The following is a 22,221-nucleotide window of genomic DNA, read 5'->3' as shown; positions in this document are numbered from 1 at the left end:
GCGGCACAACGCTCCATGATAGCCCCGCCGTCGCCACCGGCTGGGCCGGTGGACACAGGACCTCCCATCCGCCTCACATCACCCCTGCAAAAACGATAGGATCTAACGCGTGTCTGTTGCCAAATCTGCTGCCCATAAGTCCACGCCCACGTCCGCGGGAAAGCGCGCGGGATCCCGCCCGGAGGGTCGGGAGAAGACCGCTGCGGTGACGCCGACGTTCGCGGAGCTCGGAGTGGCGGCGGAGATTTGCGACGGCCTCCGCACCCACGGCATCACCAATACCTTTGCCATTCAGGAGCTCACTTTGCCGTTGGCGCTGCGCGGCCGTGACCTCATCGGCCAGGCCCGCACCGGAATGGGCAAGACACTGGCGTTTGGCGTGCCGCTGTTGGACCGGGTATTCGACGACGCTGACATCGCGGAAATGGACGGCACCCCACGCGCGCTCGTGGTGGTCCCCACCCGCGAGCTCGCAGTGCAAGTGGCCGAGGACTTTGAGGTCGCGGCCCGATTCTTACCCGTCCGGGTGACCACGATTTACGGCGGTACCCCTTACGAGGCTCAGGTGGCGCAGTTGCGTTCCGGCGCGGACGTCATCGTGGGCACCCCGGGCCGCCTGTTGGATCTGCACCGCCAAGGTTATCTGCGCCTGGACCAGGTGGCCATCGTGGTCTTGGACGAGGCCGACGAGATGCTGGACATGGGTTTCTTGCCGGACATTGAGAAGATCTTTGACGCCGTGCACAGTGGCGCCGACGGCGACAACCAGACCATCCAAACGCTACTGTTTTCCGCGACCATGCCGGCGCCCATCGCCGCACTGGCGCGCACGTTCATGAACAAGCCCGTGCACATTCACGCCGACGACCCCGGCACCGCGAGCACCCACGCCTCCACGAAGAAAATCACCTTCCAAAGCCACCGCATGGATAAGCTTCCCGTGATCCAGAAGGTGCTCAGCTCCCCTGGGCGCGGCCGCACCATCATCTTCACCCGCACTAAGCGCAGCGCCGCCGAGCTTTCCGACGACCTGCGTAGCGCCGGAATCAAGGCCGGTGCGGTTCACGGCAACCTCAACCAACAGCAGCGCAGCAAAGCGCTCGAGGCATTCCGCCGCGGCACGGTCAACGTGCTGGTGGCCACGGACGTCGCCGCCCGCGGTATCGACGTGGACGACGTCACTCACGTCATCAACTACCAGGTGCCGGACGATCCCATGAGCTTCGTGCACCGCATCGGGCGTACCGGCCGCGCGGGTCGCACGGGCATCGCTGTCACTTTGGTGGGCTACGATGAACTGGGCAAATGGCGGGCGATCAACGACGAGCTCGGTTTCGATCTCCCCGAGCCCCCGCAGTGGTTCTCCTCCTCCCCGGAACTGGCGCATTCGCTGGGGCTGGCTGAGGACGAGAGGGCACCGACACGTTAGACTGAGTCCATCATGAATGCCCCAGTTTTGCGCGCCACTCGCCGCGACGCCATTGCCACCGTCGTCATCACCGCCGTTTCCACCGTCGCCATCGCCGGCGCTTGGTTCACCGCCGACATCCGCGGGGCCCACCTCGACTCGGCCGACACCCCCGTCACGGAGGTCACCGCGCTGACGAAGCTGCCCACGTCCGTGGACGAGGCCTTCCGCGCTGAGAACAAGAACCCGGCGGGCATCGCTCGCCCGCTGACGGCTGCGGGGTTGACCATCGCGACGTCGGAAAGCGGCGCCCGCGCCCTGAACGCGGACGGCGACCAAGTGTGGGAATACACCCGCGACGCGGATCCGCTGTGTTCTGCCGGCGTCGCCTGGGGCAAAGTAGTCTTAGCCTTCAAGACTGGGCGCGGCTGCGGTGACGTTGTCTCCCTTGACGCGGCTTCCGGCACATACGCGGATACCCGGTCGGCAAACAACTCCGAGTCTGTAGTAGCCGTGTCCTCTAACGACCGGGTAGGAACGGTATCCAACGAACGCGTCGAACTGTGGCGCTCGGACCTCGTGCGCACGGTGGAATATGGCAACGTGGAGGCCAAACAAGAGGCTGAGCACCAACCACACGAGGAATGCACGATCGGCTCCGCACTCACTCGCACGGAACTACTCGCCGTGACTGATTCGTGCCCGGAGGATCCCGAATCCACGTTCCTACGCCTACAAAAGACGTCCCCGGAAGACTCCCGCAAGCCGGAAATCACCAAGGACATCACCATCGACGGCAGCGGTGCCCGCTTAGTAGCAGTGGGCCAAAACGCCGCCGCGGTCTACATCCCTGGCGAGTCACCGCGCATCGAGGCATATGACACCTCGGGCAAGAAGATCTCCTCAACCAAGGTGGAACCAGCCCCCGATCTGGTTGACTCCCCTTCCCCGTATGCCCCAGCGACCGCGGACCTACCGCACCACATGACGTGGTTCGACGGTAACCGCCTATACCTGTTCAATCCCGCAACGCTCAAGGTCGAGCGGGTCGTTGAGGACGCTCTCGGCACCGGAATCGGGCTCGGCGATCGTCTGGTGGCCCCCACCCGCGACGGTCTTGCCGAGGTGGACTGGGCAACGGGCAAGATTCGCCGCACAGTCAAGGTGGACCGCGGAGGCTACACCGGTCCGGTGCACCTGCAGCGCGCCGGCGAGGCACTCGTGGAACAGCGCGGCGACGAAATTATCGGCCTGCGCTAAAACGTCGAGCGCAACCACTGCACCGATGCCGGTGCGATGAGCAGCAGATACAGCACCATCAGCGCGGAGGCCAGCACAGCAACACCCAGCGCAATGGCACCGCCGGACATCATCTGGAACGAGCTCGCGGCCAGAATGAACTGCACCAGGACAATACCGCCGCGACCCCAGCGCGCACCCTTGAGCAGAGCGATCGACGCCGCGATAATAAAGCCGAAAACCACGGCGATGAAGACTGCGGTGCCGGTGCCCACCCACTGGGAGCTGGAGGCGTCGGACAGCACGTCAGGGGCCTGTCCCTTCGTGATGTCCTGGAATACCAAGAAAAAGCCGAATCCAATGGCGCACAGCGACTGAATGATGGCAATGATAGCCGCAATCACAATGGTCTGGGGCGCCTGCAGGGTGGCCGACGCGGAGGAATCGCGGGAACCAGACGACTTGCTTGCGGGGTATGACGAAGAACGTGGGGTATTCACAATCGGTTAGTCTATCGCGCCATGGTCATGGCGGAGGGATCGACAATTGCTGCGCACAAATCGGTGGGTGACGCCACAATTTCGCTAACACCGAACACATTGTCATCGCTTTGCGCAAATTAACAATATCCACGCACCCCTTACCCGGTAGCCATCAAGCAAACTCTAGGTTAACTCTCTCCGGACGATTTGACCGCATCCCCACCTATACTCCCTTAAGGTTCGTCTCATACAGGCAGGTAGCCAGATTGCTGACATATCCCCTGACGCCAGGAAACAACTATGGGAAGGGAAAGTATTCGGTTAACTTTTGTGATCCTTCACACAAATTGCGCTCTACCCCTAGCGGACTGAAGTTAAACATGTCATGATGCTCAAGTACCAAGAAACAACGGGTTGGTTAACCAGCCCAAAACTTTAGGAAAACCTAGAGTTCACGCCACGCAGTCATAGGCGGCGAGACGGCCCCATCCCAGCAGGGCCGCCCGCAGACCGACCGTGGCAACACCACACTCAACCCCTAGTGCGGTCGCTCGTTGGAGCCTGTCACTCCCGTGACTTTTTCTTTCGTGCCATTTGCACCGTAGTTTTTCACTGTCAAAAATTTGTTAGGAGATATCAATCATGGATTGGCGCCACGAAGCAATTTGCCGAGATGAAGACCCAGAGCTGTTCTTCCCAGTCGGAAACTCGGGCCCAGCTCTCACCCAGATCGCTAAGGCCAAGCTGGTCTGCAACCGCTGCCCCGTAGCCTCCCAGTGCCTGAACTGGGCCATCGAGTCCGGCCAGGATGCCGGCGTATGGGGCGGCCTGTCCGAAGAAGAGCGCCGCGCCTGGAAGCGCAAGCTCAACCGCACCCGCGGCCGCGGCCGTGCCCGCGTGACCGCCTAAGGCACCCGGATTTCCAAAGTTACTCCCCGGCCAGCTACAGTTAGTTGAGTTCAATTAACCTAGCAATCTCATTATTGTAAGGAGAACGCGATGAGCAAGCGTGGTCGTAAGCGCAAGGATCGCCGCAAGAAGGGTGCTAACCACGGTAAGCGCCCTAACGGCGGCTAACCGCAGCAGCACCTAGCAAATGACAAAGCCTCGGGGCCTGGATCAACATCCAGGCCCCGAGGCCTTTTGCGTTGTACTCCCCCGCCGAGAAGGACGCCGCCTGTGCCCTACTCCCGCCAGACGCGGGTCTCCGAGTAGCGCAACTGCACCGTGATGCGCTCGCGCAGGTGCTCGGGCGCAGCAGTGGACGAATCGCACTTGCGCACCAGGGAACGGATGAGCTCCTCCGAGGCCAGGCGATCGTTGCAATCATGGCATTCGCACAGGCGCTTGCGGATTTCTTCCTCCTGCTGCGCTGTCAACTCATAATCCATGAGCTGGCACAGCAGCGACTGCACTTCCTGCTCACTACACCCGCAGCAGCCAGATCCGGAATGCTGACTCCCCTTGTGATCGTGGTCGTGCGGGCTGGGTTGGGAGTCTCGCTGGGCATTACGCTCAGTGCTCATCTAGCGCCCCTCCTTGTTCGTGACGGCGGAATCTTTCTGTGCGGCTGCGGACTGTGTAGCGGGCTCATCTTGAGCCATGTCTGGGTGGTTGAGTCCGATGCCTTGTTCGCGGGCTACTTCCTTTAACGCACCGCGCAGTAGTTTTCTTCCGCGGTGCAGCCGGGACATCACGGTTCCCAGCGGGGTGTCCATGATTTCCGCGATTTCCTTGTACGCCAGGCCCACCACGTCCGCGTAGTAGACCACCATGCGGTAGTCCTCCGGGAGATCGTTCATGGCCTGGGAGATCGTCGAGTCCGGCATTCCCTTCAGCGCCTCCACCTCAGCGGACTCCAGCCCCGTGGAGTCGTGCCCGGAGGTGGTGTAGAGCTGCCAGTCCGTCAGCTCCTCCGACGAGGATTCCGTCGGGCGGCGCTGCGCCTTGCGGTAGGAGTTGATGTAGGTGTTCGTCATGATGCGATACAGCCACGCCTTCAAGTTGGTCCCCTGTTTGAAGGAGTCAAAGGCGGAATACGCCTTGAGGTAGGTTTCTTGCACCAAATCCTCGGCGTCCTGGGGGTTGCGCGTCATGCGCAGCGCGCCGCCGTACAGCTGGTCTAGCAGCGGCAGCGCCTGTTCCTCGAACTTGTGCCTCGAACTTGCAGATTCCGTCACTTAGGAAACCTGTCCTTTCTCTAGCGGGGCAATAAGTTCAGGGTAGTCGTTGCGGATGTTGCCCACTTCTTTGCCCACCCTTGTCGCCTGCAAATGCTCTCGCACGCGCTCCGGGGCTGGCTCCAACAGATCTCTGGCTTCCTCCGGTGTCCCCTCCAGCCAGGTTGGCATCTCGTCGTCAGCCAGAAAGCGTGGCAGCCGGTCATGCAGCCATTCCAAGGGGGCCGCCGACGCCGTGGTCACCATCGTCACGGACAACTGGTCCAGGCCCGTCGCCCACAGTCCTGCCGCGTAGAGCGGCCGCCCGTCGTCGCGGCGCACGAAATAGGGGTACTTGCCGTCCCCGTCACCGGCGTCGTGCCATTCGTAGTAACCGTCCAAGGGGATCAGGCAGCGCCCGCCTGCCTTCCCACTGAAGGCGTCCCGGAATGAGGGTTTGCTGGCCACGGTTTCCCCGCGGGCGTTAAACAGCGGCGGGCCGGTCTCGTCTTTCTTCCAGTGCGGGAACAGACCCCACCGCGCGGGCAGTACGGTGGCCATCCCTTCCACGATGCGGATGGCCGCCACCTTGTGCGTGGGCCCTATGTTGTACCGCGGCCCCGGCAACCCTTCCGGCACGTTAACGTCGTTGACCCCGGGCAGGGTCGCGACATCATCGAGGAGGGTTTCAGAGAACATGACAAAACGTCCGCACATGCCCACCATTATGGGCCAGTTTCCTATGATGGTGCATATGGGAAATTTTTGGCCAGCCCCGCACACAGACTCCCCGATCCGCTACGAACAGGCGATACCGGGTTCAAAGTCGATGACCAACCGGGCGTTGGTCTTAGCGGCGCTGGCAGACTCTCCATCGACAATCTTCCGTCCGCTGCGTTCCCGGGATACTGACCTCATGGCCGCCGCGCTGCGGTCCATGGGAGTAGGCATCACCGATCACGGCGACGCGTCCACCACGGCCCCATCAGGCGCCGTGGGCGATAAAACCAACACCGCCACAGCATGGAAGGTGCAGCCCGGCCCACTGCGGGGCGCGGAGTTAGACTGCGGCCTGGCGGGCACGGTGATGCGTTTCATCCCGGTCCTGGCGGCGCTTGCCGACGGCCCCGTCCGACTCGACGGCGACGAACAGGCTTACGGTCGGCCCTTGGGGCCGGTTTTGGATGCGCTACGCCAACTCGGCGTGGACGTCGAAGGCGACACGCTGCCGTGCACCATTACTCCTAGCCCCACCGCTCCCCGCGGCGGCGAGGTCACCATCGACGCCTCCGGCTCGTCGCAGTTCGTCTCTGCCCTGCTCCTGGCCGGCGCCCGGTTCCCGGAGGGGCTCACCATCCACAATTCCGCCTCGTCCCTCCCGAGCCTCCCGCACATCACCATGACCCTGGACATGCTGCGGCAGGCGGGCGTGGCCGCGAAAATGTCCGCAGATGAACGCTCCTGGACTGTGCACCCCGGGGCGATTCGCGGCGCCACGTGGGACATCGAGCCGGACCTGTCCAACGCCACGCCGTTTCTGGCCGCCGCGGCGGTAACCGGCGGCGCGGTGACGGTGCCGGGCTGGCCGGAGCACACCACCCAGCCCGGCGCCCAGTTCGTCTCCATTGCGGAGGAGATGGGCTGCCAGGTTGAGCTTGCCGACGGCCGCTTGACCGTCACCGGCCCCGCCCCCGGGGCGTTGCGCGGCGTCGACCGTGACTTTGGCGATATCGGCGAGCTCACCCCGACGGTGGCTGCGATGGCGGCACTCGCCAGCACCCCGTCGCGCCTGACGGGCATCGCGCACCTGCGCGGGCACGAGACAGACCGCCTCGCGGCACTGGTCACCGAAATCACCCGCCTGGGAGGGAAGGCAGAAGAGCTCCCCGACGGCATCGCGATTACTCCATCCCCCCTCAGCGGCGGCCAGTGGTTGTCCTACGCCGATCACCGCATGGCCACGGCCGGGGCCATCATCGGCCTGCGGGTACCGGGCGTGGACGTTGAGAACATTGACACCACTGGCAAGACCCTGCCCGGCTTCGCGGACATGTGGGAAGCCATGGTCCGCCAGGGCGCACACCACCAGGGCGTACACCGCCAGGACACGGTGAGTGACCGTGACTAAGCGCTTCCGATCGCAGGTCGCCGGCCGCTACGACGAATCGGACGTGCGCTCGCGCCCGGGCAAGGGATCGCGCCCGCGCACCAAGCGGCGCCCCTCCCACGAGAACGCGGAGTGGGGCATGGTCTTTTCCAAGGACCGCGGCCGCTGGGGCGTTGCGCTGGACGACGGTCCGGAGGTCGTATGCATGCGCGCCCGCGAGCTGGGCCGTACCGCCATCGAGGTCGGCGACCGGGTGGGGGTGGTCGGCGATACCTCCGGCAACGAGGGCAGCCTCGCACGCATCGTGAAACTCGCCGAACGCACGTCAGTGCTGCGGCGCACCGCGGACGATACCGACCCTTATGAGCGCATCGTGGTGGCCAACGCTGATCAGATGCTCATCGTCACCGCCGTGGCGGACCCGCCACCGCGCTCCGGCTTCGTCGAACGCGCGCTCATCGCGGCATTCGTGGGCAATGTGCATCCCATCTTGTGTCTGACCAAGACCGACTTGACCGATCCCACTCCATTTGCCGCGGAGTTCGCCGATCTCAACGTCACCGTGGTGGAGGCGGGCATCGACGATGAGCTCGACGCCGTCCACGGCATCGTCAACGGCCACATCACCGCGCTCATCGGCCACTCCGGCGTCGGCAAGTCCACGCTGGTCAACCGCCTGGTGCCCGACGCGCAGCGCGAAACCGGTGAGGTCTCCGCCGTGGGCAAGGGCCGACACACCTCCACCCAATCGGTGGCGCTGCGCCTCCCCGCGCACGAGGGCTGGATTATCGATACCCCCGGCATCCGCTCCTTCGGCCTGGCGCACGTGGACGCAGACACCGTCATCGCGGTCTTCGAAGACCTTGCCGAGGCCACCGAGGACTGCCCGCGCGGCTGCACGCACCTCGGTCCCCCTACCGACCCCGAGTGCGGCCTCGACGCGCTCGAGGAGGGCACGGCCTCTGCGCGGCGTCGAGACGCCGTGCGCAAGCTTTTGGCGGCCCTGCGCACCAACAACGACTGGGAGATGCCTGCGTCTGATTAGGGATTGCCCCGTCGCCTGCCGTGGCGCCGGCCCTACATCAGCTCGATGAGGAAAGGGAGCTCGGTGGGGTCGTAGTAAGCCATGAAGTTGTCTAGGGCATCGCCGACGGTGAGCTCGGCGGCCTCGTCGCCAAGATCCGCGGCGTCGATAGCCGCGATCGCCTTGGCGGTAGCCTCCTCGGATTCCTCCACGTCAATGTGGATGGCAGCGAGGTCCTTCGGTTCGATGACAGGAGGATCCAACTTCACCACGGACTCCCCCATCTCCGGCAGGGAGGTGACGTGGGACTGATCCAGGTCCACGCTCAACACGACGCGGCGGTGTGGGAAGGTCTCCTCTCCCGCGTCGAGAAGGCGCAACGACGCCGCGGCGGCCTGCAAGAAAGCGGCATAGGCAATCTCTTCCTCATCGCCCGAGGTATAGAAATCGTTGAGGGCGTCCGTGACGGCGAAACCCCAGGCCCCGCGGGCGGCGATGCGGCCGTCGGAGTGCAGGGCGGTGAGCATGTCAAAGGTCGCGGGGATATACACGCGCATGGTGTCGTTGGTGGGCATAACTGACTTAGAACTCGCCGTCGATGTCGAAGATGGCCTGGATCTCCACGGAGGTGCGCTCGAAAGCGGTATGCAAGATGCCCACCAGCCCGTTATCCACGGCGCCACGAACGTTCATGATGTTGTCGTCGATCATGACGCAGTCATTCAGCGGCAGCTCCAACGCATCGGCTGCAGCCTGGAACGCAGCGCGCTCGGGCTTGTTAGCACCCACCTCACCGGACAAGATCACCGCATCCACGTGGCCGCGGTACTCCCACTCGCGCACGTGCTCCGCGCCGGGGCCGCCGGGATCGTTAGACAAGATGGCGGTGGCCACATCCTGGGCCTTGGCTGCGGCCAACAGCTCCTGCCAGCGCTTCACGTCCTCTTCAGGTCCATCAAGAACGCCTACGTAATCAATAATCAAACCGCGCATGAATCCGTGCTTTCCTCGTCTGTGTTCGTGTGTCTGTGCTTGGGTCTATTTTTATGCTCTGAGGCCAACTCCGTTTGGCAACCGCACCGTTTCTCGGCGCATGCCGCGGACGCGTTTGCCACAATGGTTGTCATCGCCCACCTTAGCGCCTGCCCCCACCTATCCGCTTGTAAGACAAGCGAGAAAGGGGCTAGAACTTGTTCACCGAACTTACTCGTACGTCAGAGGTTCAACCTGTTCCGGGCTACGTCCTCTTGCGCCGGGCCACGCTCAGCAGCGTAGCTCCAACGAAACCGGCCTCCCCATCCACTGAGGACGCTCTAGGATTGGGAGGGACGCGGTCCGTGGCCAGCGGGAGCGACGGGTACCTCGGCAAGCTACTGCAGCCGGTCTTGGAAGTCGCCTGCGGGCACCGCCTCCCCAAGGCTTTGGACTCCCGACGCTACTCCAAGTCCGTGCAGCTGCACGCCGCGGCCTGGCATAAGCGCAACCGCATACTGGCCCACAAATACGGACCGCGGCGGCGAACTGTGAGCGCGGAGATCAAAAGCCTCCACATGCGGGAGGCGGGCGAGTTCTTCGGTACCACCGCGCTCGCCGGGCGCATCCACGGCTTCAGCGGACGGCTGCACGGCGGCGCGGTGGTGGTGTTCCGAATCCTCTAGGCGCCCTGGATTGGGGTGCCTGGGTTGATGTCGCCTTCGGCCTCGGACTCCGGGGCCTGGCCGGCCGCGAGCTGCTTGCGGAGCATGAACAGCTGGCGGACAGTTTCTTCCTTAATGCCGTCATTCATGCCCTGGAACATGTCGCCGCCCTCCTTCTGGTACTCCACCAGCGGATCGCGCTGTGCCATGGCACGCAGGCCAATGCCTTCCTTGAGGTAGTCCATCTCGTAGAGGTGCTCGCGCCACTTCTGGTCGATGACCGGGAGAATGACCATGCGCTCGGTCTGGCGCATCTGGTTCTCGCCACCTACCGCAGAGATGGCCTCCTCGAGCTCGTTGTACTGCTCCATGGCGTCCTCAACCAAAGCCTCACGCAGCTGCTCGGCGGTGAGCTCACCCTTGGCGCCGTACTCGGTGCCGTCGACAAGCTCCTGGGCCTGCACCTTGGGGCCGTAGAGCGACTCCAGGGCGTTCCACAGCTCGTCTAGGTCCCAGTCCTCCACGTAACCGGTGGCGGTCGCGCCCGCAACGTAGGCGGAGATGGTCTCCTCGATCATGTCGCGGATGTTGTCCTTGATGTCTGCCGCTTCGAGGATGGACTTGCGCTCGCGGTAGACCACCTTGCGCTGCTCGTTGAGCACCTCATCGTACTTGAGGACGTTCTTACGCATCTCAAAGTTCTGGTTCTCCACCTGGGCCTGAGCGCCCTTGATGGAGTTCGACACCATCTTGGAATCGATGGGCTGGTCATCTGGAATGTTCAGGCGGTTCATCATGTTTTCCATGGATGCACCCACGAAGCGGACCATGAGTTCATCGCGCATGGACAGGTAGAAACGAGTCTTGCCCGGGTCGCCCTGACGGCCGGAACGACCGCGCAGCTGGTTATCAATGCGGCGGGACTCGTGGCGCTCGGTACCCAGGACGTACAGTCCGCCCGCTTCGCGGACCTCGTCACCCTTTCGCTGGGAGCGTTCCTTCTCCTGCGGCAGCTCGCGCTCCCACGCTTCCTGGTAGGACTCTTCATCCTCGAAAGGATCCAGGCCGCGCTCGCGCAGCTTCATGTCCAGGATGACCTCGGGGTTGCCGCCCAGCACGATATCGGTACCACGGCCGGCCATGTTGGTGGCCACGGTGACATTGCTGGGAAGGCCGGCGCGGGCGATGATGTTGCCCTCTTCTTCATGGTGCTTGGCGTTGAGCACGTTGTGCTGGATGCCGCGCTTCTTCAGCAGCTGAGAAAGGTACTCGGAACGCTCCACCGACGTAGTACCCACGAGCACCGGCTGGCCGCGATCGACGTGCTCGGCGATGTCGTCGACGACGGCGGCGAACTTCGCCTCCTGGGTCTTGTAGATGACGTCGTTGAGATCTTCACGCTGGTTCGGCTTGTTAGTAGGAATCTGCACCACGTCCAGGCCGTAGATGGAGTTCAACTCCGCGGCCTCGGTCTCGGCAGTACCGGTCATGCCGGAGATCTTCTCGTAAAGACGGAAGAAGTTCTGCAGGGTAACGGTCGCCAGGGTCTGGTTCTCGTTCTTGATCTCAACGTTTTCCTGGGCCTCGATGGCCTGGTGCATGCCCTCGTTGTAGCGACGGCCAGCCAGCACACGTCCGGTGAAGGAATCAACGATCATGACCTCGCCATTGCGGACGATGTAGTCCTTATCGCGCTCGAACAGCTCCTTAGCCTTGATCGCGTTATTGAGGTAGGACACCAGCTGGGAGTGCTCGGGGGCGTAGAGGTTTTCAATGCCGAGCTGATCCTCGACGAATTCCACGCCTTCTTCGAGCACACCGACAGTGCGCTTCTTGTGGTCCACCTCGTAGTGGATGCCCTCCTGCATCCGCGGTGCCAGCTGTGCGAACACAGTGTAGAACTGCGAGGAGCCGCCGGCCGGGCCGGAAATAATGAGCGGGGTACGCGCTTCGTCAATAAGAATGGAGTCCACCTCATCGACGATGCAGTAGTGATGCCCGCGCTGCACCGTCTCGTCCAGGGAGCGCACCATATTATCGCGCAGGTAGTCAAAGCCCAGCTCGTTGTTGGTGCCGTATGTGATGTCGCAAGCGTAGGCTTCCTTGCGCTCCTCAGGCCGCATCTCGGACAAGATGACACCCACGGACAGGCCGAGGAAGCGGTGTACACGGCCCATCATCTCGGCGTCACGCTTGGCCAGGTAGTCATTGACCGTCACGATGTGCACGCCCTCGCCCTCCAGGGCATTGAGGTAGGCCGGCAGCAGCGAGGTCAGGGTCTTACCTTCACCGGTACGCATCTCGGCGACGTTGCCGAAATGCAGGGCGGCACCACCCATAATCTGGACCAGGTAGTGCTTCTGCCCCAGGACTCGCCATGCAGCTTCACGCACGGTTGCGAAGGCGTCGAGGAGGATGTCATTCATCTCCTCGCCGTCAGACAACCGGGTACGGAACTCGTCGGTCTTCGCCTTGAGCTCCTCGTCCGTCAGCGCCTCGTAATCGCCTTCCAGCGCAATGACGTCTTCAGCAATCTTCTTCAACCGCTTGACGGTGCGGCCTTCGCCTGCACGGAGCAGCTTGCTCAGTCCTAACACGTGAATTTAAGTCCTTTTTATATCGCGATGAACTTTTAACTTCCCACCATTGTACGCACTACCTTGAGGGCGGTCGCACCCGCTGCCTCGAAAACGTGTACACCCCGCTCCGCAACCCCAGCAGGGGCGCGAAACGGGGGCGTGAGAGTCAGCCGCTAGCTATCCTTCAGCATCCTCGGTCAAGGTGATGAGACCGTAATCGAAGGCGTGGCGACGGTACACCACGGAAGGCTGGCCGTTCCCCTCATTGATGAAGAGGTAGAAGTCGTGGCCCACCAGCTCCATCTGACTGAGCGCCTCGTCCACGCTCATCGGAGTTGCTGGGTGCTCCTTGGTGCGAACCACCTGTCCTGGGCGCTGCTCCTCAATGGTGGGCGCATACAGGTCGGCGAGGTTCTCCTCCTTCGGCTGCTCCGGCTCCTTCTGCACGGGCGGCTGCTCAGCCACCATTTCCGCGGCAAGCTCGCCGGTGCCCTTCGGGGCGCGGTGGCCGCTCTTCGCAGCCTGGCGACGCACCTTCACCTTGCGCAAGGAGCGCTCCATCTTGGCCAGCGCGGTTTCCAGCGCGGCGTAGAAGCTATCTTCCTTGGCCTCGGCACGAGCGATGTGCCCCTTGCCGGTGGCGGTGATCTGAATACGGTCGGACTGCGCCTCGCGGCGCGGATTGGGCTCGTGCTGGAGCTCAACGTGGAAGAACGTCAGGGTCGGATCTAGGCGCTCAATCTTGGACAGCTTCGAGGTGACGCGCTCCTGGAAGTGCTCAGGCACCTCCACGTTGCGTCCGGTAATCGTTACTTGAGCGGTGCTGTTGACCTGTGGATCGGCCATCATTGCCTCCCTTAGATTGTGGAATGAATTACTCCATCCCGGGGACTGTGACACTTCTGATTCTACCCACTGGTAATAACCTTTGGGCCACTGGGGTCAACTTTTTCCACTTTTCAAACCTTTGCACTGGCCACGGGGATAAAAATTGTGAAAATTATGCGTCAGCAAGGGTTACCCCCGCCACCACGGAACCACCTGCGGCGGTCAAGGTGTCCATACTTGCGCACAGGGTGGCCCCGGTGGTGATCACGTCATCGACCACCACCAGCGGCACCCCAGCTGGTGGTCGGCGCCGTAATTGCACGGCACCCCGCATGTTCTCCACGCGTTCCGCCGCGTCAAGCTCAGATTGGTCTGCAACGTGCGCCGCCGTCACGAGACAACGCGCAACCTCAATGGCGCTCCCCGGAACCTGCGCGCTCATCGACGCCGCGTGGCGGCACACCGCCTCTACCGGGTCACCGCCGCGCAGGCGCGCGGAGCGGGTTCGTGTCGGGGCGGGAACGAGAATAACGCTGGAGGGTAACTCACCGCGGGCCTGAAGATGCGCAAGCGCCGCGGCGAGCACCGCGCCGACGTATTCACGCGCCGCGTGATGCCCACGCTCTTTCATCGCCACGATGACGCTTTTGTGTGCCCCGCCGTAGGGTCCCAATGCCCACACCGGCGCCGGCAGCAATAGCCGACGGCGCACGGGATGCGGGGGACGTCGCAACGCTAAACGGCACGCGCCGCACAGATCGCTACCGGCCCGGCCGCACCCCGCACAGGCGCGCGGCAACACCAATTCCCCTAACGCCAACCCCCGAAGGCTCATGCGGCCTAGCCTACCGGCGCCGACCGCACAGCGCGCGGAAAGCTAGTTCGCAACGATAGGTGCGGAGCGCTTACCCTGCAGGCCAGGCACCTCGCGCCAGAAGGCAACTTCGGCCTCGTCCGCAGGAATCTGGAGAATTGCCCTCGCGTCGGTGATGTAAGTCGTCGACATAGAGTTCTCCACCGCCACCACCGGCGCCGTCACGTTGCCGGACGGCAGCGTGGTCACCGCGGAGCCGTCCTGCTCCACCCGCCACATCGGCGACTCGGTGGTCGAAGTACCCACCACCAAGGAACCATCGACTCGCCAGTCCAGCGACAACGCAGAACCGCCGAGCTCGCTCGCAAGCTCGCGGATATTGACCACCCGGTAGGCGCCGTCCGTCTCCTTGACCACGACACCGACGTAGACGCGGCCACCGGCGATCATCGCTACGCGGGCGCCGGTCGCGGACAAGCGCATAACGGAAATCTCGCCTTCGATATCCTCGTTCTGTTCCGTTCCCTCAAGCTTGACTTCGGTCTCCGCCACCTCGCCAGAGGTGGACGAACGGACCGCGCGCACGACCTTCTTGCCGTTGAGCACCACCCACGCCGCGGCGCTGTCGTATTCAAAGGTAGGGCGCGAAATAGTGCGGGCCGTATCCGATTCCGCCAAACCTTCGCCCATCGATCCCATGACTAGCTGCGACTTCTTGTCGTCATCCGGATCCTTGCGAACCACCGCGAAGTGACCGTCGGCGTCAATCTCTGCGGACTGGACCTCACCACTGGAGCCCAATTCCCCGGCGATCGGCGTTGCCTTCTCCCCTTCCACCCGCATGATGTTGCCGCCGTTGAGGGCGTACAGCGAAGACAAGGAGCTCGACGCAGATTCCGGATTAAAGTCCGCGAAATCATCAGTTGTCATCTGCTCCAACCCCTCCACCAACGGGGTGCCATCGGCGGTAATCTTGTACGGTCCCGGGATAGAGGCATTAGACAACGTCCACACCACCTGTGCCGCGAAGCGCAGACGCGCTTCCTCATCCATCTCAGACATACCGGCGAAACGATACTCTCCGTCTTCCACACCGGCGAAGGTCGCGCCGTCTGGCACCACCGTGGACGTTGCGGGTGCCAAGTTCTCCGAAGGGCCCTGCATGAGAAGCGTAATCAGTTCGGTGTCGAGGGACTTCTGGCCGTCGTAAAGCCAGCGCCGCTCTCTGACGAGGACCCGCCCATTTTGGCCATAGAAGTACACATTGTGTGGGCGGTACTGATTACGGAACTCCGTGCGTTCGATGGCCACGCCCTCCGGCAGGCTGGTGATTCGCCACTCGTCATCGGTTCTCCGCATCTCCACCTTGGCCTCGTACACCCCGTTTTCAGGGATATAGATGCCGCCCTCGCCCAGCTTGCCGATAACTGTGCCCCGCACCTCGAAGGTGCGCTTGGACTGGTCCTCCCCAGAAACGGTGGTCAGATCAATCTGATCCAATAACAAAGTCGGTCCAGACGGGTTCCAGTTGGCAGCCGTGGACTTGTCCAAGAACGAGCGCGCAGAAGCGTACTCACCCGCCGGAATAGCAGCGGCGGAGAAGAAATCACGCAACAACAAATCCGGCTCCATGCCGGGCGTAGGCCCCAGCGAAGGAGTCTCCGCAGCATCGGGAGAATACGAACGCATGACCTGCGGACTCGAATCTCGCGGGAGTGAGGAGCACGAGGTAAAAACCAAGGAACTGGTGACGATCGCCACGGTGGCGGCCACCCGGTTTTGCCAGCGTTTATACATCACTGCTCCTCCACTTCCGGCTTCCGACCACGGACGATCCCGGCCTGCTCGTCAGTCTTGCTGTCCCCGGAAGAGTTGCTTCCCGACGGGAGCGCGGGTGTCTCCGACTCCGGCAGTGCCGTGGTGGAATGCGGGACCACCAAAGGAATGGGCTCTTCCTCGTAGACGTCCTTGGGCTGCTTGGGCAGGATAAGCCGGAACCGGGAACCTACCCCGAGCTCACCAATCGCGTCAAGGGTGCCGCCATGGAGAACCACGTCCTCGCGGGCAATAGCCAAACCGAGACCCGTGCCGCCGGAATGGCGCTTGCGGGAAGCATCAGCACGCCAGAAGCGGTTAAACACCAACTCCTCCTGCCCTGGCTTCAGGCCGACGCCGCGATCCGTCACGGCTACACCAATCACCTTGTCGCCGTCCACGACGCGGACGTCCACGGGATTGCCCTCCGAATGGTCAATCGCGTTCGCCAACAGGTTGCGCAGAACACGCTCAATACGGCGGGAATCGCCATTGATTTGTACTGGCGCGTCAGGAATCTCAAAGCGCACATCCACGCCCAGCTTGGTAGCCAGGTGCTGAGTCTGCTGCCATGCTGCCTGCACGCACGAGCGCACGTCGAGCTGGGAGGTGGCCAGATCCGCCACGCCGGCATCGTGGCGGGAGATCTCCAGAAGATCGGCCAAGAGAGCTTCGAAGCGGTCAAGCTCGGTAATCATCAATTCCGAGGCGCGGCGCTGGTGCGCTTCCAAAGAATCCGGGTCTGCTGCGATGAGATCCGCCGCCATGCGCACGGTGGTCAGCGGCGTACGCAACTCGTGCGAGACATCGGAGGTGAACTGGCGCTGCAGATCGCCGTACTCCTCCAGCTGGGTAATTTGCTTGGAGAGTTTCTCCGCCATGTCGTTGAAAGAAATGGCGAGGCGAGCCATCTCATCTTCACCGTCGACGGCCATCCGCTCGCGCAGGTGCCCGGCCGCCAGGCGTTGGGCAATGCGGGAGGCGGAACGGATCGGGGCGATGACCTGCTGCGTGGCCAGCCAGGAAATCCCCACGAGGAGAACCACCACCACGAGGCCGGCAGCAGACAGCAAGCCGCGCATGAGGGCCATGGTCGCTTCCTCGTTCTCCATGCTCATCACGAGATAGACCTGCACGTCCGGAATGTCGGCCTCGGTGGGCGAGCCCACGATGAGCGCGTTATAGCTCGTACCATCCGAGCGCTCAATGGTCGTGTACTGGTAAGAAATTTGGTCTTCGGAAACGAATTCCCGCAACGCCTCCGGAATCCGATACCCCTCGGGCGACTTGGTCACAGAACCATCGGCGTTTTCCGCGAGAATCACCGGTTCATAGACCACCGAGGCGTCGGAAGACTGCGAAGACAACTGCGTCAATGACGCCCGCGCCGAATTGAGGCGCACCTGCACTGAATTCGCCGTGCCTGTCGCATTGATCTGCTGCTCCACGACAACTCGGGCGCGGTCAATCTCCTGGCTCGCAATGTCCTTCTTCTGGTCCACCAGTCGCTGCGCCAGCACGGACACCAGCGCGTACGCCAAAATGATCATCACCACAGTGGAGGCGGCAAAGATCATGCCGATGAAGCGCACCTGCAGCGAGTTGCGCCACGCTTCTACGAAGGAATCACGAAGGTTGTGGAGTTTCTGAAAAATGGCTTTCTACTCCCCGTCGACGGACATGAGCTTTCCCGTTTTGTAGCCAACGCCGCGGACGGTCAGCACGATCTGCGGATCTTCTGGGTCGTGTTCAATCTTCGCACGCAGGCGCTGCACATGGACGTTCACCAGGCGGGTATCCGAGGCGTGGCGGTAGCCCCACACCTTCTCCAGAAGCTCCTCGCGGGTGTGCACCTGACCAGGCTTGCGGGCCATCTCCAACAGGAGATCGAACTCCAAGGGGGTCAGTCCGATCTCCTCGCCGGGCTGACCGGACGCCGTGCGACGGGTGACGGTGTGCTCCGGGACGTCGATAAGCAAATCTCCGACCTCAATGAGTTCCGTCTCCTCCGCGTCGGTGCGGCGCAGCCGCGCCCGAATGCGCGCCACGAGCTCCTTGGGCTTGAACGGCTTGGTGATGTAGTCATCAGCACCCGATTCCAGGCCCAAGACCACGTCCACGGTGTCGGTCTTCGCCGTCAGCATCACGATGGGAACAGCCGACTCACGTCGGATGGCACGGCAGATGTCCACTCCGTTCATGCCGGGGAGCATGAGGTCCAGCAGGATAAGGTCTGGGTTCTCAGCCTGAAATGTGGGCAGCGCGTCGTTTCCGTCAGTCACGGCGATGGGCTCTAACCCCTCAGCCTCCAACACGATGGTCAGCATTTCCGAAATCGCTGGATCATCATCTACCACCAAAATCTTTGGCGCCATGTCCTCAACTCTCCTACCCATCACTGTCTGACTAGAACGGCCGCATAAGACCGCGAACTCCTCACGATAAGCAATTAACGCGCGGTAATAGCTGAATAAATCATATCCGTATCGCGGGAAACGAGCCAGCGCCCCGCCCAAGAACGGCGCGCCAATTCCTCATATGCCGCCGCGGTACGCACCTGGAGCCCGCCATCTTTTTCATAGGCATCTCGGGCCCGCGAGGCGTCCGCATCTGCGCGCTTTTCGGCGCGTTCTTGTGCCACCTCCGGAGGGGTGGACAGATAGACGCTTAAATCTGGGCGCGGAAGTTCGAGCGTTTCAAACTCAAGTTCGTAGACCCACCTCACCACGTCTTCTGCCGCCTCGCCCGGGAATCCACCGAGCCGCGCCGCGGAATATGCAGCATTGGAGGCCACGTAGCGGTCGACGATGACCACGCCCTGCTTGCTCAAGTCTCGCAAGTGTTCGGCAGCGCCGCTACGGTCCAATGCGAACAGCGTCGCCATCCCGTACACGGAATCTGGGAGGTCTCCCATGTGACCGTACAGCGCCCGTTGCGCAAGCTTCGCATGCACGGACTCGGCATAGCGTGGGAATGCCAAGGTGCCAACGGACTCCCCGGCTTCTTGCAGGCGGCGAACGAGCTCGGTAACAAGAGTGTTCTTCCCTGCCCCGTCAATTCCTTCGACGGTAACGATCACGCCAGAGCCTCAAGGTACGGCTCTAGGTCCTCCTCGGTGTCGACATCCTCAAGGATGCCGGCGGCGAGTTCATTGAGCGCTTCGTCGCCCTCGCCAATCAAGCCCCGGATGAAGGGGTAGTCCTCTGCAATGGCGCTCGAAGAAAACGGGGCGCCCGCCCAAATGGCAGCGATGGTGGCGGCCGCGTGGGCATTAGCCACCTCTTCCGCGGTGCCGCCGCTTCCCAGCATGCACGCGTCGCGTACGCCTTCGACAACGCCGTCATCGTCTAAATTGGCGAGCTCGTCGAAGAAATCAACGTTGGCGTCATCAGCAAAGATCTTCTCGTCCCAGGTTCCCATTCCACTCTCCCTCGTTGGAAATAGCGCATTGTCGGCCTAAAATACCCGAATTTCACGCGTCACACATTCACAACTATGCACACTACATGGTAGTGTCGTTATCGACTTGTTACTTAGAAGGGCCTTGGAGCTTTCACGTGGAAAAAGAAACCCGTCGCGTCGCCGCGTTCATCGTCGTCGGCCTTTTGCTGGCCGTCGGCGTTGGTTTTGGCGTGTGGCGAGTTAGTTCTCCGGCGAGCCCTTCCGTCACCGATACTGCCACGGCGGACACCAATATTTCGAGCGACTCGTCGACGACGCGGGCGGCAAAATCGGCGTCCGCCTCACAGCGCCAGGATGCTAACGATGATGCCTCCGGCGACAAGGACGAGCCTTCGAGTTCTTCAGGCTCTAAGAAGCGGGCACACACGGACAAGCACGATCCATTCCTTGCCCCCAATGCGCAGGTCTACGCCTCAGGCCCGGGCTCTGGCGAGCCCACCCGCTACTACCGCCCCGATTCAGTAGGCGGCTCTGACTACTCAGACGGCTCCGGGCAGACCGGCAGCGGCAACCAGACCGGCGGCGACGTTGGCGCGGGCAACGGTTCCACTGAGATCTATGCTGAGCCCACCCCGGGCGCCGGCGCAACGCCGGCACAACCAGGGCCGCTTACCGACGCCCCGGGCTCCGCACCGGATCCTGGAGCGAGCACCGGCGTTACCACCCCGGCACCTACTAGCTCACCCGCACCTGGCACGGACGTTCCCGTCACCACCACACCGGGTACCGGCACACCAGGAACCTCTACCCCTGGCACGACTCCGGGACAGACAACGAAACCGAACACCCCGTCCCCGAAGCCGACGTCTCCGACACGGGTTTCCCGCCCGGACCGCGACCCGGAAGGTGGCTGGGTGCCATTCCGCGGTGACGGTGGTGGCAGTGCCGACGGAATGCCCGAACCCACTGACGACGGCAACGATGGCGCCGATGGGACCGACGGCGGTGCGTTGGATGGTGCCCCCATCGCGGACGGCAACACCGACGGCACGGACAGCACCCCCCTTGCTGACGACACCTCCGCAGACAGCGATCAAGCCACCGCGACTGAGGGTACGGGCGTTGAGGTCCCGGAGGAACCCACCGTCGATGGAGATCAGCCCTCCGAACCAGCACCGCTGGACAAACCGGTTACCGATCTCTCCGACCCGATGAGCGGCGACAGCGACGCTGTTGCCGCGTCTCTCAACACCGCAGAACCGACAGCGGGATAGGACAGTCGAGCGCCTCCGCCCGCTACGTCCCTGCTACGCGCGGGCTACGAACAACTGGGTATTACCCTCGGCCAAGCCAGACGCTTGCTTGAGAGCATCTGCTGCCGGGATCCACAGTGCTCGGCCCGGTCGCAATTCGCATTGTTCCCCTGTCTCCGGGTCAGTTACCTGCGCGGCACCGGCGGTACACAGGACGATAACTGGGCCAGCGTAATCAATGTCCACTACATTGCGCGGTGCCAATTCGATACGCGAAATCCCAAATTCCTCAACCGGAACCGGATAATCCCACTGTTCGGTGACGTTGTCACTGGCCACCTTCACCTGCATCGAGCGCGGGTCGGCTAAGGACTCAAAGTCGAGAACTCGGACGAGTTCCGGCACATCGACGTACTTGGAGGTCAATCCACCGCGGAGGACGTTATCGCTATTGGCCATGATCTCCACTCCTAGGCCGGAGATATACGCGTGTAGCTGGCCAGCCTGAAGGAACATGGCTTCACCGGGGACCAAGTGCACATGGTTAAGCAGCAACGCGCCGAGAACACCGACGTCGCCCGGGTACCGGTTATTGAGGTCGATGACGGTGCGCAGGACATCTGCCATCCAGTCTCCGCGATCCACGTGATGCTTGGCAGAGTCCACGATAGCGTCGATCAGTTCAACGCGTGACGCCCGCGGGATAGTAATCCAGGTGGTGAACAAGGCACGAAGGTTGTCTTCTTCCGCTTCGGGGGCCGCATCCAGCATGGTGAGGTAGCGGCCCAGCTTCTCGCAGCGCAACAACGCGAAAAGCTCCCGAGTCGCAGGCAGCGGACGGAAGCCGGCCATGGCGTGGAAGTTGGTCAACGCGACGATGAGTTCCGGTTTGTGGGAGGCGTCCTTGTAGTTGCGTTCCGTGGCATCGAGAGCCACACCTTGGGAATTTTCCCTTTCAAATCCTTCCTGCGCCTGAGTTAACGTGGGATGCGCCTGCAGCGAGAGCGGCTCGTCGGCTGCAAGAAGCTTAAGCAAGAACGGCAGCCGGGAACCGAAGCGCTCCTCTACTCGGGCACCTAGCGCCGACTGCGGATCAGCGTCGATGATCTGGTCGAGGCGCTCGCCTGCGATGGTGGACGGGCTCACGGGGTGAGCACCGAACCACACCTCAGCAACGGGCCTGCCGTCGGACTCCTTCCCCATCAATTCTGGGATCGCGGACGTGGAACCCCAGGAATAGTTCCGAACTGAGCCTTCAAGAAGCTGCATTATTAAAACTGGTCCTTAGACAAACTCGTGAGGCGGTTACGGCCTATGTACTCGGTCAATATCGATCTGCTAGGTCAATATCATGCGCACGCAGTGCCGCGGCGCCACCATGGGAGGCACCTTGGTTGAGGAAGCAGGTCCGCCTTCTCCTACCTCCGTTAACACCCCACCAGACTAACACCGCGGCCTGTACGAACAGCAGCGC

At 62.5% G+C, this 22,221-nt stretch carries 23 protein-coding genes; 8 read left to right on the top strand and 15 right to left on the bottom strand.

What is annotated here, in order from left to right; all coding sequences use genetic code 11:
* The first annotated feature begins 205 nt into the window (after window positions 1-205).
* Window positions 206-1,429, top strand: coding sequence for a DEAD/DEAH box helicase (locus H0194_RS08390; protein WP_185176959.1), 1,224 nt, complete (start codon window positions 206-208; stop codon window positions 1,427-1,429).
* Window positions 1,430-1,441: 12 nt separating this feature from the next.
* On the top strand, window positions 1,442-2,668 hold the full coding sequence (locus H0194_RS08385) for an Rv3212 family protein (RefSeq protein ID WP_185175471.1): 1,227 nt from the start codon (window positions 1,442-1,444) through the stop codon (window positions 2,666-2,668).
* On the opposite strand, the gene H0194_RS08380 is transcribed toward H0194_RS08385, so the two are convergent.
* Window positions 2,665-3,147: a hypothetical protein gene (locus tag H0194_RS08380; RefSeq protein WP_246388862.1), complete on the bottom strand. Its 483-nt coding sequence runs from the start codon at window positions 3,145-3,147 to the stop codon at window positions 2,665-2,667. The genes H0194_RS08385 and H0194_RS08380 overlap by 4 nt on opposite strands.
* Before the next feature lie 624 nt (window positions 3,148-3,771).
* Here H0194_RS08380 and H0194_RS08375 point away from each other — a divergent pair.
* Entirely contained in the window at window positions 3,772-4,038 is a 267-nt protein-coding gene (locus H0194_RS08375) for a WhiB family transcriptional regulator (protein ID WP_185175470.1), read from the top strand.
* Window positions 4,039-4,128: 90 nt separating this feature from the next.
* Complete coding sequence (locus tag H0194_RS11190; protein ID WP_425486472.1) at window positions 4,129-4,206, top strand: 50S ribosomal protein bL37; 78 nt, start codon at window positions 4,129-4,131, stop codon at window positions 4,204-4,206.
* Between the two features lie 107 nt (window positions 4,207-4,313).
* Here the strand turns inward: H0194_RS11190 and H0194_RS08370 are convergent, their stop codons facing one another.
* From H0194_RS08370 to H0194_RS08360, 3 genes are read right to left on the bottom strand one after another with little or no spacing between them, the layout of a single operon-like run.
* Window positions 4,314-4,655, bottom strand: a complete 342-nt coding sequence (locus H0194_RS08370) for an anti-sigma factor (protein WP_246388861.1) — start codon at window positions 4,653-4,655, stop codon at window positions 4,314-4,316.
* On the bottom strand, window positions 4,656-5,309 hold the full coding sequence (locus H0194_RS08365) for a sigma-70 family RNA polymerase sigma factor (protein WP_185175469.1): 654 nt from the start codon (window positions 5,307-5,309) through the stop codon (window positions 4,656-4,658).
* Window positions 5,310-6,005, bottom strand: coding sequence for an SOS response-associated peptidase (locus tag H0194_RS08360; protein WP_185175468.1), 696 nt, complete (start codon window positions 6,003-6,005; stop codon window positions 5,310-5,312). It lies immediately after the preceding gene.
* A gap of 28 nt (window positions 6,006-6,033) precedes the next feature.
* Here H0194_RS08360 and aroA point away from each other — a divergent pair, with 28 nt between their 5' ends.
* Together aroA and rsgA are read left to right on the top strand one after the other, a co-directional pair.
* Complete coding sequence (gene aroA, locus H0194_RS08355) at window positions 6,034-7,416, top strand: 3-phosphoshikimate 1-carboxyvinyltransferase (RefSeq protein WP_185176956.1); 1,383 nt, start codon at window positions 6,034-6,036, stop codon at window positions 7,414-7,416.
* Entirely contained in the window at window positions 7,409-8,440 is a 1,032-nt protein-coding gene (rsgA, locus tag H0194_RS08350) for a ribosome small subunit-dependent GTPase A (protein WP_185175467.1), read from the top strand. The genes aroA and rsgA overlap by 8 nt, the downstream gene beginning before the upstream one ends.
* 32 nt (window positions 8,441-8,472) lie before the next feature.
* Here rsgA and H0194_RS08345 read toward each other — a convergent pair whose 3' ends face one another.
* Window positions 8,473-8,976, bottom strand: a complete 504-nt coding sequence (locus H0194_RS08345; protein WP_185176955.1) for a DUF6912 family protein — start codon at window positions 8,974-8,976, stop codon at window positions 8,473-8,475.
* 25 nt (window positions 8,977-9,001) lie between these two features.
* Entirely contained in the window at window positions 9,002-9,412 is a 411-nt protein-coding gene (locus H0194_RS08340; protein ID WP_185175466.1) for an HAD-IA family hydrolase, read from the bottom strand.
* A 344-nt stretch (window positions 9,413-9,756) separates the two neighbouring features.
* Between H0194_RS08340 and H0194_RS08335 the strand changes: the two genes are divergently transcribed.
* Complete coding sequence (locus H0194_RS08335) at window positions 9,757-10,077, top strand: hypothetical protein (protein ID WP_185175465.1); 321 nt, start codon at window positions 9,757-9,759, stop codon at window positions 10,075-10,077.
* Here the strand turns inward: H0194_RS08335 and secA are convergent.
* The 8 genes from secA to H0194_RS08295 all read right to left on the bottom strand — a co-directional run bounded on the left by secA (window position 10,074) and on the right by H0194_RS08295 (window position 19,512).
* On the bottom strand, window positions 10,074-12,653 hold the full coding sequence (gene secA / locus H0194_RS08330; protein ID WP_185175464.1) for a preprotein translocase subunit SecA: 2,580 nt from the start codon (window positions 12,651-12,653) through the stop codon (window positions 10,074-10,076). The genes H0194_RS08335 and secA overlap by 4 nt on opposite strands.
* Before the next feature lie 159 nt (window positions 12,654-12,812).
* Complete coding sequence (gene hpf / locus H0194_RS08325; RefSeq protein ID WP_425486427.1) at window positions 12,813-13,484, bottom strand: ribosome hibernation-promoting factor, HPF/YfiA family; 672 nt, start codon at window positions 13,482-13,484, stop codon at window positions 12,813-12,815.
* A gap of 151 nt (window positions 13,485-13,635) precedes the next feature.
* Entirely contained in the window at window positions 13,636-14,298 is a 663-nt protein-coding gene (locus H0194_RS08320; protein ID WP_185175463.1) for a ComF family protein, read from the bottom strand.
* A 42-nt stretch (window positions 14,299-14,340) separates the two neighbouring features.
* A complete protein-coding gene (gene lpqB, locus H0194_RS08315) occupies window positions 14,341-16,074 on the bottom strand; it encodes an MtrAB system accessory lipoprotein LpqB (protein WP_185175462.1) in 1,734 nt (577 codons plus the stop codon).
* The gene (gene mtrB / locus H0194_RS08310; protein ID WP_185175461.1) at window positions 16,074-17,669 is read right to left on the bottom strand and encodes an MtrAB system histidine kinase MtrB; all 1,596 of its coding nucleotides are present in this window, start codon (window positions 17,667-17,669) and stop codon (window positions 16,074-16,076) included. Before mtrB ends, lpqB begins: the two co-directional genes overlap by 1 nt.
* Before the next feature lie 84 nt (window positions 17,670-17,753).
* Complete coding sequence (gene mtrA, locus H0194_RS08305) at window positions 17,754-18,467, bottom strand: MtrAB system response regulator MtrA (RefSeq protein ID WP_185175460.1); 714 nt, start codon at window positions 18,465-18,467, stop codon at window positions 17,754-17,756.
* Window positions 18,468-18,541: 74 nt separating this feature from the next.
* Window positions 18,542-19,171, bottom strand: a complete 630-nt coding sequence (locus tag H0194_RS08300) for a dTMP kinase (protein WP_185175459.1) — start codon at window positions 19,169-19,171, stop codon at window positions 18,542-18,544.
* Window positions 19,168-19,512 (bottom strand): DUF4259 domain-containing protein, encoded by a 345-nt coding sequence (locus tag H0194_RS08295; RefSeq protein ID WP_185175458.1) that lies wholly within the window; start codon window positions 19,510-19,512, stop codon window positions 19,168-19,170. Before H0194_RS08295 ends, H0194_RS08300 begins: the two co-directional genes overlap by 4 nt.
* 137 nt (window positions 19,513-19,649) lie before the next feature.
* On the opposite strand from H0194_RS08295, the gene H0194_RS08290 reads away from it, so the two are divergent.
* Complete coding sequence (locus H0194_RS08290) at window positions 19,650-20,768, top strand: hypothetical protein (RefSeq protein WP_185175457.1); 1,119 nt, start codon at window positions 19,650-19,652, stop codon at window positions 20,766-20,768.
* A gap of 33 nt (window positions 20,769-20,801) precedes the next feature.
* On the opposite strand, the gene manA is transcribed toward H0194_RS08290, so the two are convergent.
* Window positions 20,802-22,016: a mannose-6-phosphate isomerase, class I gene (gene manA / locus H0194_RS08285; protein WP_185175456.1), complete on the bottom strand. Its 1,215-nt coding sequence runs from the start codon at window positions 22,014-22,016 to the stop codon at window positions 20,802-20,804.
* Window positions 22,017-22,221: the final 205 nt, after the last annotated feature.

Origin of the sequence: Corynebacterium incognita, from assembly GCF_014217255.1 — a bacterium.
In the GTDB taxonomy this organism is placed as follows: Bacteria; Actinomycetota; Actinomycetes; order Mycobacteriales; family Mycobacteriaceae; genus Corynebacterium; species Corynebacterium incognitum.
This window is presented reverse-complemented; position numbering and strand designations above follow the sequence as displayed.